This window comes from Methylophaga sulfidovorans (genome assembly GCF_900114205.1).
Taxonomy (GTDB): Bacteria; Pseudomonadota; Gammaproteobacteria; order Nitrosococcales; family Methylophagaceae; genus Methylophaga; species Methylophaga sulfidovorans.
The window spans coordinates 38,908-50,631 of the sequence record NZ_FOSH01000011.1; the positions used below are offsets into that span (position 1 = coordinate 38,908).

Here is an 11,724-nt window from a genome sequence, read left to right on the forward strand (position 1 = left end):
TGAGCTTATCTGGACTCTGAATCAGACAGGGCTCGCAGCTTTTCTGCTAAGGCCTTAGTGTCAGTATGGTGTTCTTCTGTCGGGTGAATTGTAGCAACAGTATCGATCGTCTGACGAATTTGCTGTAAATAATTACGGCAGCAACCACAAATAAGCAAATGTAGAAACAAACCGATACGTTTCCTTAAAGGAAGATCTCCCTCAAGATAGTTACTGGCTTCTTCAGCTACATCTTTACATTGAAACATCTGCTTATTGTCCTCGGTACTCTTCAATTTTGTGATGCAATGTAGTCCGTGCCCGGTGTAAAAGAACTCTAGCATTAGACGAACTAATATCAAGAATGTTACAAATCTCTGACATTTCTAATCCTTCCATATCATACATAGTTAACATGGCACGCTGATTGGCTGGCAGTTTGCGAAAGCTTGTCTCAATAACAATTCGTAACTGTTCATTTTCTAACAAAGCATCTGGAGTTTCTTCATCCCACGGTAAGATGTTATCTAAACGATGTCCACGCTCATCAAACTTGTCATGTGGAACCGACTCCCAACCGTCATCAAGTGAAACTTGACGCTGTTCTCGTTTAAAACGGGTTTTGGCACCATTACTGGTAATTTGTAATAACCAGGTTTTCAGACTTGAGCGACCCTCAAAGTTTGGTAATGCTTTGATAGCTGACAACCAGGCATCCTGCACAATTTCATCCGCAAATGCCTCACCTACAATCGCCCTGGCAACAGTTAACATCAGCCCATGATATTGGGATACAACATAGTCAAACGCTTTTGCATCGCCATTAATTAATTGCCTGATTAAGTTGTGCTCATCGGCTGAGCTCAACTTCACATTTTTTTTCATTTTGTTTGTAACAATCCTTTGTGAGGCTCGTCTACTAAGCAAGACTGGCTTTAATGCTCGTTGAATTTTTAACAACAATAGAAGGAAAAAATCATCATGGCAACATTTAACAAATCATCAGTGGCTATTGCAACATTTGCAGCAGGCTTGGCTATGGCGCCATCAATGGCGAGTGCAGGTAATAACCCATTTGCTTCAACTGAATTATCCAGTGGTTATATGCAGCTTGCAGAACATCATGCTGAAGAAGGTAAATGTGGTGAAGCGAAATGCGGTGCTGAGAAAAAAGCGAAGGAAGCTAAAGAAGCTAAGTGTGGTGCTGAGAAAAAAGCTAAAGAAGCCAAATGTGGTGCAGAGAAAAAAGCTAAAGAAGCTAAATGTGGTGCTGAGAAAAAAGCAAAAGAAGCAAGCTGTGGTGGAAATAAATAAAACAGCAGAACAACGGTTAAATAAGGGCTCGTTTATGAGCCCTTATTTACTTTAGGAGATCGCTCATGTCTTTTTGTCGTTTATATCAGTCTGTATCGACTAACTTGAATAAAACACGTGCCGCCGATTTTATTGCGCCACTTCTGCTGAGAATATACTTAGCACCTGTTTTTTGGGTGGCTGCCAACAACAAATGGAATCCGTTTGATGCTGACAGCTCTCTGGAAAATACGATTGAATGGTTTGCTAATCCGGATTGGGGATTAGGCTTACCTTTTCCAGAACTATTAGCCTATCTTGCCTGGGGTGCTGAGTATTTCGGTGCCATCTTTCTTATATTAGGTTTTGCTGTCCGCCTGGTCTCTATTCCGTTGATGGTTACCATGATTGTTGCAGCTACCACTGTGCATTGGAAAAATGGTTGGCAGGCAATACACGACACCATGAGTCCTTTTGCTTCAGCTGATGTCAATGACGCTATAGAGCGACTACATAAAGCCAAAGAAATTTTACAGGAATATGGAAACTATGACTGGTTAACACAGCATGGCAGCTTTGTTGTACTTAATAATGGTATTGAGTTTGCGGCAACCTATTTTCTGATGTTACTCGTTCTGTTTTTTATCGGGGCAGGTAACTATCTCAGTATCGATTACTGGCTGAACAGATCTTGTCGGTAAAGTAAGGAGGGTAAGTAAATGTTTTTTAGAAAACAAAAATCCTGGGAAATATCAGAATCAGAAGTGACTGATTATGAAATTTATCAAAACCGCCGACAGTTTCTTAATACGAGTTTAGCTGTTGGTTTGGCTGGTGCATTGCCATCAATGGCATTAGCGGATGTGGCTAAACAACCCAAGCCTTTTAGTGATGTGAGTAAAAGTCCATTTTCTACCGATGAAGAAAAAACTGACTTTGAGTCCATCACTACCTATAACAATTTTTATGAATTTGGTACGTCCAAGCAGGATCCAGCCATCAACGCCACGGCCTTTCCGGATGAGTCTCAACCATGGAAAGTGGTGATTGATGGTGAATGCGATAAACCGGGTACATATGATTATCAGGACCTAATCAAAGCCTTTACGTTAGAAGAACGCATTTACCGGATGCGCTGCGTTGAAGGCTGGTCGATGGTTATTCCGTGGATTGGTTTCCCGCTTGCAGACTTATTAAAAAAAGCCCAGCCAAACTCCAGAGCGAAGTTTGTTGAATTCACTACCTTGTATGACCCCAAACAAATGCCAGGACAGCGTCGGGCAGTGCTTGACTGGCCTTATGTTGAAGGCTTACGTATCGATGAAGCAATGAACCCACTGACACTGCTGTCTGTTGGCCTGTATGGCAAAGAATTATTGGGTCAGAATGGTGCGCCAATACGACTCGTTGTACCGTGGAAGTATGGTTTTAAAGGCATAAAATCGATCGTTCACATTCGCTTTGTTGAGGACATGCCACAGACCGCATGGATGAAAGCCAATGCCAGAGAGTATGGTTTTTACTCAAACGTTAACCCTAATGTGGATCACCCACGCTGGAGTCAGGCAAAAGAGCGTCGTATAGGTGAATTTTTAAAGCGTAAAACTTTAATGTTTAACGGCTACGGTGAACAGGTGGCAGATTTATATGCAGGCATGGATCTCAAACGTTATTTCTGAGCAACAATTGTCAGCAAACACCAAAGCAAGTGTCGTAAAGACATTCTTGTTTATTCTTTGTTTGCTGCCTCTTATCTATCTGGTTTGGGGACTCTTCACGGATAACCTTGGGGCTAACCCTGTGGAAACCTTAACCAGAAGTTCTGGCTTATGGGCTTTACGTTTTTTGTTAATCACACTGCTGGTATCGCCCATCCGTTGGTATACAGGTTTAACAGCTATTGTGAAGTACCGACGTATGTTGGGCTTATATGCTTTTTTTTATGCCAGCGTGCATATGCTGTTATATCTCGGACTGGATCAATTATTTGATATTCAGGATATCTGGAAGGATATCGTTAAAAGGCCATTTATTACTGTGGGATTTATCAGTTTTATCTTGCTGCTGCCTCTGGCGATTACTTCAACTAATAAAATGATGAAACGCCTCGGTGGCAAACGCTGGAAACGATTACACCGCTTAACATATTTAATAGCCACTTTATCCTGTGTTCATTTTCTTATGCTGGTCAAAGCGGATATTCGTGAACCCGTGATTTATATGATTCTTCTTTCACTGCTGTTTTTTGTCAGGTTATTTCATTCATTGAGTAAAAAAAAGCTGGTCAGTCGCTGAATTTTTTCGCAAACTGATAAGCAGCACCATGAAGTCGTGGTGTGAACTAACCATAAGTCAGTAAACAAGTTTCTGTTTAAATTCTGTGTCAAGTGGCATTGTGTATAGTGGTTTGAGTCATGAATTCAAACAAAAACTGTTACAATGTTCCGCTGTTATTCATCGCGTTATGATTTGAGAAGGTATTTATGACTGATTTTGTCGATCACGATCCACAGGAAACTCAAGAATGGCTTGACGCCCTTGAGTCTGTAATTGAGGCCGGTGGTGAGGAAAAAGCGCACTTTATCATTGAGAAGCTCATTGATATGGCTCGTCGCACCGGGATCAACCTCCCGTATAGCGCTAACACTGCATACGTCAACACGATTCCTGTTGATCAGCAAGAACGCATCCCTGGTGACCAGGCGATGGAGCACAAGCTGAGATCCTATATTCGCTGGAATGCTATGGCGATGGTTGTGAAAGCTAATATGAAACCCGGTTCAGTCGGTGGTCATATTGCCAGCTTTTCATCTGCTGCTACCCTTTATGATGTGGGCTTTAACCACTTCTTCAAAGGTGATGACTATGGCAATGGTGCAGATATGGTTTTTGTACAAGGCCATTCTTCACCTGGTATCTATGCCCGTTCATTCCTTGAAGGCAGATTGACCGAAGAACAATTAGAAAATTTCCGTTTTGAAGTAAACGGTAAAGGTCTGTCATCTTACCCACATCCATGGTTAATGCCTGACTACTGGCAGTTCCCAACTGTATCTATGGGCTTGGGACCTATCCTTGCTATCTATCAAGCACGCTTCATGAAGTACATGCAGCATCGCGATATCGTTAAAACAGAAGGCCGTCATGTCTGGGCTTATCTGGGTGATGGCGAAATGGATGAGCCAGAATCATTAGGTGCAATTACCCTGGCTGGTCGTGAGAAGCTTGATAACCTTATCTATGTTGTTAACTGTAACTTACAGCGTCTTGATGGTCCGGTTCGTGGTAACGGCAAAATCATTCAAGAATTAGAAGCCTTATTCCGCGGCGCAGGCTGGAATGTCATCAAAGTTTTATGGGGTAGCGGCTGGGATCAGCTACTGGCTCGTGATACTAATGGTTTGCTGCTTAAACGCATGGAAGAAGTGGTTGATGGCGAATACCAGAACTATAAAGCGAAAGATGGTGCTTATGTTCGTAAACACTTCTTTGGTAAATATCCTGAATTGTTAGAAATGGTTTCTGACATGACTGATGAGGATATCTGGCATTTAAGTCGTGGTGGTCATGATCCGAGAAAGATCTACGCAGCTTATAAACGTGCTGTAGACCATGTTGGTCAACCTACTGTCATCTTAGCTAAAACTGTTAAAGGTTACGGTATGGGGGAAGCGGGTGAAGGTCAAAACACCACGCATCAACAGAAGAAACTGGAAATTGAACAAATGAAACGATTCCGTGATCGTTTCAATATTCCTTTAACAGATGAAGAAGTGGATAACGTTCCATTCATCAAACTCAAAGATGACAGTCCAGAGAAGAAATACTTACTGGAACGTCGTAATGAGTTAGGTGGTTTCTTACCAAAACGTAATCACAGTGCACCTGCTCTGAAAATTCCAGAGTTGAAACTGTTTGATGCTGTTCTGAAATCAAGTGGTGATCGTGAGCTCTCTACTACCATGGCGTTTGTTCGTGTCTTAACAGCACTGATTCGTGATAAACAGATTGGTAAGAATATTGTGCCAATCGTACCTGATGAAGCCCGTACCTTTGGTATGGAAGGTCTGTTCAGAAGCGTAGGTATCTATTCTTCATCTGGCCAACGCTATGAACCTGAAGATTCAGGCAAAGTCATGTGGTACCGCGAAGATACTAAAGGCCAGATCCTGGAAGAAGGTATCAACGAAGCCGGTTCAATGGCTGAGTGGGTATCTGCTGCAACGGCTTACAGCAACTATAACGTTAATATGGTGCCGTTCTACATCTATTACTCCATGTTTGGTTACCAGCGTGTAGGCGATTTATGGTGGTTAGCTGGTGATATTCAAGCGAAAGGCTTCTTGATCGGTGGTACTGCAGGTCGTACAACATTGAATGGTGAAGGTTTACAACATCAGGATGGACACAACCTGTTGATGGCAAATGCGATTCCAAACTGCGTTAGCTACGATCCGACCTATGCCTATGAAATGGCCGTTATCGTGCATGATGGTATGAAACGTATGTATGAGAAGCAGGAAAATGTCTTCTATTACATCACTGCCATGAATGAAAATTACAAACACCCTGATATGCCTGAAGGTGTAGAAGAAGGCATTATCAAAGGTCTGTATAAATTGAAAACTGGCGGTAAACATAAGCTAAAAGCTCAGCTAATGGGTAGTGGTACCATTCTGCGTGAAGTAGAAGCAGCTGCAGAGCTGCTGGAAAAAGACTGGAAAGTGTCTGCTGATGTGTGGAGTGCGACCAGCATGAACGAATTGGTTCGTGATGGACAAGAAGTAGAGCGCCATAACCGTCTCAACCCAACCGCACCGAAGAAACGTAGTTATATTTCTGAATGTTTGGATGATGCGGCTGGTGTCGTTGTTGCTGCAACAGACTATGTACGTATGTATGCGGAACAAATTCGTCCATGGGTTAAAGCGAGCTATACCGTTTTAGGTACAGATGGTTTTGGCCGTAGTGACACACGTGAAGCATTGCGTAGCTTCTTTGAAGTTGACCGCTATCATGTAGTGGTTGCAACACTGCATGCATTAGCCGATGAAGGTCAGATCAAATACGACGTGGTTGCTGACGCAATCAAGAAGTATGAGATTAATGCTGATGCAATCAACCCAGTTAAGGCATAAATAATGGCAGAATTAATTGAGTTAAAAGTTCCTGATATTGGTGACTTTGAAGCAGTTGAAATCATCGAAGTGCTTGTTGCCGTTGGCGATAGCATTGATGAAAACCAAGAAGTCATTACTGTTGAGTCTGATAAAGCGATGATGGAAATTCCAGCATCGCAGGCAGGCGTCATTAAAGAAATGAAAGTGGCGGTTGGTGATAAGGTAAGTGAAGGCACGGTTATCGCCATGCTTGAAGTCGCTGAAGGTGCTTCTTCTGCAAAAGAAGAGGCAAAAGCTGAAGAGAAAACAGAAAAGCCTGTAGCTACTGCACCTGCTGAAAATACACAGCCAAAACCGGAAACGAAAGTTGAAGCAAGTCCGGCAGTAAATACGCCGCCTGCAGAAGCTATTCCATATGCACCTGACAACAAATCAGGTATTCGCCGTGCACATGCATCACCTTCTGTACGTCGTTTTGCACGTGATTTGGGTGTTGTCTTAACATCGGTAAGTGGTACAGGCCCTAAAGGTCGTGTCACTAAAGAAGATGTTCAAAGTTATGTGAAACAGGTTATGACTGCACCAGCTGCAGCACCTGCACAAAGCGGTAGTGCTATTCCATCTGTGCCTGTTGTCAATTTTGAACAATTCGGTGATGTCGAGACACAAGAAATGTCTCGTATTAAGAAAATATCTGGTAAACATCTTCATGCATGTTGGTTAAATATTCCACATGTGACCCAGTTTGATGAAGCTGATATCACAGAATTAGATGCCTTCCGTAAGGAAAATAAAGATATGGCTGCGAAGAAAGGCGTTAATTTAACGCCTTTAGTCTTCATTATGAAAGCGGTTGTAGCTTGCTTGAAACAATTCCCAGAATTTAATGCATCACTGAGTGAAGACAAAGAAAGTCTGATTCTGAAAAATTACTATAACCTGGGTGTGGCAGTTGATACGCCAAATGGACTTATGGTGCCAGTTATCAAGGATGTCGATAAAAAAGGTTTCCTTGAACTAGCTGGTGAACTCGGTGATATCAGTGCCCGTGCCCGTGAAGGTTCATTAACTGCCAAAGATTTACAAGGTGGCACGTTCTCGATTTCAAGTCTTGGTGGTATCGGTGGACAATTCTTTACACCGATTGTCAATGCACCTGAAGTCGCCATCTTAGGTGTTAGTCGTCATCAAATGAAACCAGTGTGGAATGGAAAAGAATTTGTTCCAAGACTGATGCTGCCATTGTCAGTGTCATATGACCATCGTGTGATTGACGGTGCCGCCGGTGCTCGCTTTACTGTGATGCTCAGCCAAATGTTGTCTGATATTCGTAAGGTGCTGCTATGAGTGAAATAGAAGTAAAAGTCCCGGATATTGGCGATTTTGATTCCGTTGAAATCATAGAAGTACTGGTCAGTGAGGGTGATATCATTGATGAAAATCAAGATATTATTACCTTAGAGTCTGACAAAGCGGCTATGGAAATTCCGAGCACAGCTAAAGGTAAAATTGTCAGTTTGAAAGTTGCTGTTGGCGATAAAGTCGCAGAGGGTGATGTCATTCTAACGCTTGAAGTTGAACAGGCAGACGCTGAAGACACATCAGCACCTGAATCAACGGAAACGAAAGCCTCAGCAGCAAAGAAAGCAGCACCGACACCAGCTGCTGTACCGCAAGGTGATGCTGATTTACACGCGGAGGTATTGGTGCTGGGTTCTGGGCCTGGTGGTTATACTGCTGCATTCAGAGCCGCTGACCTTGGTAAGCAGGTCGTCATGGTTGAGCGCCACGAGCGTATTGGTGGTGTTTGCCTCAATGTCGGTTGTATTCCTTCTAAAGCCTTGTTACACACAGCACAGATCATTAATGAAGCTGAAGAAATGTCACATCACGGGGTTAAATTTAATAAACCTCAAATTGATATTCGCGAATTAGAATCATGGAAAAGCAGTGTTGTTAATCAGCTGACAGGCGGATTAAAAGCATTAGCGAAAACACGTAAGGTCACGATAGTTCAGGGCGAGGGTAGCTTTACCAGTCCAAATACCCTGAAAGTAGAAGGGCCTGACGGCGAGAAAACAATTTCGTTTGATAATTGTATTATTGCTGCGGGTTCACGTGTGACGAAAATTCCAGTGTTCCCAAATGATGATCCAAGAATGATGGATTCCACTGATGCACTGGAACTGGAAGATGTACCAGAAAAATTATTGGTCATCGGCGGCGGCATCATCGGACTTGAAATGGCGACTGTTTATGATGCCTTAGGCTCAAAGATTACCGTTGTTGAATTACAAGATAGTCTGATTCCTGGTGCTGATAAAGATATCGTTAAACCATTATTCAAACGTGTGCAGGAAAAATACGACAATATTTACCTGAATACTAAAGTCAGTAATATCGAGCCGAAAGATGATGGTTTATTAGTGACCTTTGAGGGTAAAGACGCTCCCGAACAAACCATGTTTGACAAGATACTGGTTGCTGTTGGACGCTCACCAAACGGTAAGCTGATTAACGCTGAAGCAGCAGGTGTCATGGTGACTGATCATGGCTTTATTGAAACTGATGGTCAGATGCGCACTAATGTGCCTCACATCTTTGCTATCGGTGACATTGTAGGTCAGCCTATGCTTGCTCATAAAGCAACACACGAAGGTAAAGTCGCTGCTGAAGTTATTGCCGGTCAGAAATCCGTATTTGAACCGATGACTATTCCTTCTGTTGCCTATACCGATCCTGAAGTGGCATGGATGGGAATGAATGAAGATGAAGCGAAAAAGCAAGGTATCGATTACGTCAAAGGTGCTTTCCCTTGGGCTGCAAGCGGTAGAAGCTTGAGCTTAGGCAGAGATGAAGGTCTGACAAAAGCCTTGTTTGAAAAAGAAACGGGTCGATTGATCGGTGCAGGTATTGTTGGTCCTAACGCTGGTGAATTAATTGCAGAAGCGGTTTTAGCTTTAGAGATGGGTGCAGATGCAGAGGATATTGGTCTGACAATTCATCCACATCCAACCTTATCTGAAACACTTGGCTTTGCTGCTGAAATGGCGGAAGGATCGATTACAGATCTGATGCCTCCACGCAAGACATTGCACTCTAAGTAAGCATGTGTAAACTGGCCATAGCCAGTAATTAAGGGGGGTATATCTGTGTCTACACAGATATACCCGTTTTTTTGTCTATTATTTTTATTTGAGTTAATGACAAGCAAGGGCCATTTTGATGCCACGTTGAAACCACCACTCAAATGGGCGGGCGGTAAGCGTTGGTTATTACCCGTTCTTAAACGCTACTGGAATAAACACCAGCAATCCAGACTGGTGGAACCATTTTGTGGCGGGCTTTCTGTCGCGCTTGGTCTGGCACCTGAACGAGCATTACTTAATGATGTAAATCCGGCATTAATTAATTTTTACCAGCACTTAAGCGAGGGCTTAGAGGTTGATATAGCGTTCATTAATGACGAATCAGCCTACTATCATTGTCGTGATGAATTTAATCAACTCAACGCCAATCAATCTGATGCTCCGCGCGCAGCTCAACTATTCTATTATTTAAATCGTACGGGCTATAACGGCTTATGCCGTTTTAATAGTCGAGGTGGTTACAATGTGCCTTTCGGTCGTTATAAAACCATTAACTATTTAGAGAGTTTTATCCACTATCAGCCGATTTTGTCCCGCTGGCAATTCAGTTGCCAGGATTTCGAAACAATACCACTTGAACCGATGGATTTTGTCTATGCCGATCCGCCATATGACACGCCTTTTCATCAATATTCACAAAAAGGTTTTAAGTGGGAAGATCAGGAGCGGCTTGCATACTGGCTAAGTCAGCATAATGGCCCCGTTTTATTATCAAACCAAGCGACAGACAGAATTATTAAGTTATACAAACAACTTGGATTCAGACTTCGATATCTTGATGCGCCACGGTTAATCAGTTGCAAAGGAAATGGTCGTAAAGCCGTTAAAGAAGTGCTTGCAATCCGTGGTTTTTGATACAATACGTGTTCTTTTTTATTCAAGTTAATTTCTATTTTGCCGATGTTATTACTATGGCGATTTAGGGATTGAATCAGCTAATTTTTTACAGGAATAAATATCACCCATGTCTAAGATCAACAAAGTCGTACTAGCCTATTCAGGTGGACTGGATACTTCCGTTATTTTGAAGTGGTTACAAGATAAATATGAGTGTGAAGTGGTTACTTTCACAGCTGACCTTGGGCAGGGTGAAGAAGTTGAACCAGCCAGAGCAAAGGCGAAATCGCTTGGAATCAAAGAAATTTATATTGAAGATTTACGTGAAGAGTTCGCACGTGATTATGTATTCCCTATGTTTCGTGCTAACGCCATCTATGAAGGCGAATACTTATTAGGTACTTCAATCGCTCGACCATTGATTGCAAAACGTTTGGTTGAAATTGCTAATGAAACTGGTGCTGAAGCTGTTTCTCATGGTGCTACAGGTAAAGGCAATGACCAAGTCCGTTTTGAACTTGGTGCCTATGCGCTGAACCCAAATATTAAAGTGATTGCCCCTTGGCGTGAATGGGACTTATTGTCACGTCAAAAGTTACTTGATTACGCTGAACAGCATGGTATTCCAGTTGAAATGAAACAAGGTAAAAAGTCACCTTATTCAATGGATGCCAACTTGTTACATATCTCTTATGAAGGCGGTATTTTAGAAGATCCATGGGCTGAGCCTGAAGACTCTATGTGGCGTTGGTCTGTTTCTCCAGAAAATGCACCAGATAAACCAACTTATCTTGAATTAAGCTACGAAAAAGGCGATATCACTGCAATTAATGGTGAAGCGATGTCACCTGCGACAGTGATGACGTATTTGAACAAAGTTGCGGGAGAAAACGGTATCGGTCGTCTGGATATTGTCGAAAACCGTTATGTCGGCATGAAGTCACGTGGTTGTTATGAAACACCTGCCGGTACAGTGATGTTGAAAGCACACCGTGCTATTGAATCATTAACATTGGATCGTGAAGTTGCACACCTTAAAGATGAGTTGATGCCTCGTTATGCCAAAATGATTTATAACGGCTACTGGTGGGCACCAGAACGTGTGATGCTTCAGAAAATGATTGATGAATCACAACAAACGGTTAACGGTAAAGTACGTATCAAATTATATAAGGGTAACGTTTCTGTTGTTGGGCGTGCATCTGAGACTGATAGTCTTTTTGATGAGTCAATTGCGACTTTTGAAGATGACGCAGGTGCATACAATCAAAAAGATGCGGAAGGCTTCATTAAACTGAATGCGTTGCGTCTGAAAATTGCAGGAAAGGCGAAGCGTAAGGTTTAAG

Annotated in this window: 11 protein-coding genes; 9 read left to right on the top strand and 2 right to left on the bottom strand. The window is 42.5% G+C overall.

Annotated features, from left to right (window positions below; translation table 11 throughout):
* Positions 1-5: 5 nt before the first annotated feature.
* Entirely contained in the window at positions 6-248 is a 243-nt protein-coding gene (locus tag BM232_RS10115) for an anti-sigma factor family protein (protein ID WP_091714217.1), read from the bottom strand.
* A 4-nt stretch (positions 249-252) separates the two neighbouring features.
* Positions 253-864, bottom strand: coding sequence for an RNA polymerase sigma factor (locus BM232_RS10120; protein ID WP_091714220.1), 612 nt, complete (start codon positions 862-864; stop codon positions 253-255).
* Between the two features lie 96 nt (positions 865-960).
* Between BM232_RS10120 and BM232_RS10125 the strand changes: the two genes are divergently transcribed.
* The 9 genes from BM232_RS10125 to BM232_RS10165 all read left to right on the top strand — a co-directional run bounded on the left by BM232_RS10125 (position 961) and on the right by BM232_RS10165 (position 11,723).
* Positions 961-1,293 (top strand): HvfA family oxazolone/thioamide-modified RiPP metallophore, encoded by a 333-nt coding sequence (locus BM232_RS10125; RefSeq protein WP_091714223.1) that lies wholly within the window; start codon positions 961-963, stop codon positions 1,291-1,293.
* Between the two features lie 65 nt (positions 1,294-1,358).
* The gene (locus BM232_RS10130; RefSeq protein ID WP_091714225.1) at positions 1,359-1,973 is read left to right on the top strand and encodes an HvfX family Cu-binding RiPP maturation protein; all 615 of its coding nucleotides are present in this window, start codon (positions 1,359-1,361) and stop codon (positions 1,971-1,973) included.
* A gap of 18 nt (positions 1,974-1,991) precedes the next feature.
* Complete coding sequence (gene msrP / locus BM232_RS10135) at positions 1,992-2,951, top strand: protein-methionine-sulfoxide reductase catalytic subunit MsrP (RefSeq protein ID WP_091714227.1); 960 nt, start codon at positions 1,992-1,994, stop codon at positions 2,949-2,951.
* Positions 2,920-3,567 (top strand): protein-methionine-sulfoxide reductase heme-binding subunit MsrQ, encoded by a 648-nt coding sequence (locus tag BM232_RS10140; RefSeq protein ID WP_091714229.1) that lies wholly within the window; start codon positions 2,920-2,922, stop codon positions 3,565-3,567. The genes msrP and BM232_RS10140 overlap by 32 nt, the downstream gene beginning before the upstream one ends.
* A 188-nt stretch (positions 3,568-3,755) precedes the next feature.
* On the top strand, positions 3,756-6,410 hold the full coding sequence (gene aceE / locus BM232_RS10145) for a pyruvate dehydrogenase (acetyl-transferring), homodimeric type (protein WP_091714231.1): 2,655 nt from the start codon (positions 3,756-3,758) through the stop codon (positions 6,408-6,410).
* Positions 6,411-6,413: 3 nt separating this feature from the next.
* The gene (aceF, locus tag BM232_RS10150) at positions 6,414-7,739 is read left to right on the top strand and encodes a dihydrolipoyllysine-residue acetyltransferase (RefSeq protein WP_091714233.1); all 1,326 of its coding nucleotides are present in this window, start codon (positions 6,414-6,416) and stop codon (positions 7,737-7,739) included.
* Entirely contained in the window at positions 7,736-9,499 is a 1,764-nt protein-coding gene (gene lpdA / locus BM232_RS10155; RefSeq protein WP_091714236.1) for a dihydrolipoyl dehydrogenase, read from the top strand. The genes aceF and lpdA overlap by 4 nt, the downstream gene beginning before the upstream one ends.
* A gap of 45 nt (positions 9,500-9,544) precedes the next feature.
* A complete protein-coding gene (locus tag BM232_RS10160; RefSeq protein ID WP_245752903.1) occupies positions 9,545-10,396 on the top strand; it encodes a DNA adenine methylase in 852 nt (283 codons plus the stop codon).
* 109 nt (positions 10,397-10,505) lie between these two features.
* Positions 10,506-11,723, top strand: coding sequence for an argininosuccinate synthase (locus tag BM232_RS10165; RefSeq protein WP_091714239.1), 1,218 nt, complete (start codon positions 10,506-10,508; stop codon positions 11,721-11,723).
* The last annotated feature ends 1 nt before the right edge of the window (position 11,724 follow it).

Bases quoted from the DNA above. Each gene is read 5' to 3' on its own strand.
- BM232_RS10115 (WP_091714217.1), bottom strand. From the start codon at position 248: ATGTTTCAATGTAAAGATGTAGCTGAAGAAGCCAGTAACTATCTTGAG.
- BM232_RS10120 (WP_091714220.1), bottom strand. From the start codon at position 864: ATGAAAAAAAATGTGAAGTTGAGCTCAGCCGATGAGCACAACTTAATC.
- BM232_RS10125 (WP_091714223.1), top strand. From the start codon at position 961: ATGGCAACATTTAACAAATCATCAGTGGCTATTGCAACATTTGCAGCA.
- BM232_RS10130 (WP_091714225.1), top strand. From the start codon at position 1,359: ATGTCTTTTTGTCGTTTATATCAGTCTGTATCGACTAACTTGAATAAA.
- msrP (WP_091714227.1), top strand. From the start codon at position 1,992: ATGTTTTTTAGAAAACAAAAATCCTGGGAAATATCAGAATCAGAAGTG.
- BM232_RS10140 (WP_091714229.1), top strand. From the start codon at position 2,920: ATGCAGGCATGGATCTCAAACGTTATTTCTGAGCAACAATTGTCAGCA.
- aceE (WP_091714231.1), top strand. From the start codon at position 3,756: ATGACTGATTTTGTCGATCACGATCCACAGGAAACTCAAGAATGGCTT.
- aceF (WP_091714233.1), top strand. From the start codon at position 6,414: ATGGCAGAATTAATTGAGTTAAAAGTTCCTGATATTGGTGACTTTGAA.
- lpdA (WP_091714236.1), top strand. From the start codon at position 7,736: ATGAGTGAAATAGAAGTAAAAGTCCCGGATATTGGCGATTTTGATTCC.
- BM232_RS10165 (WP_091714239.1), top strand. From the start codon at position 10,506: ATGTCTAAGATCAACAAAGTCGTACTAGCCTATTCAGGTGGACTGGAT.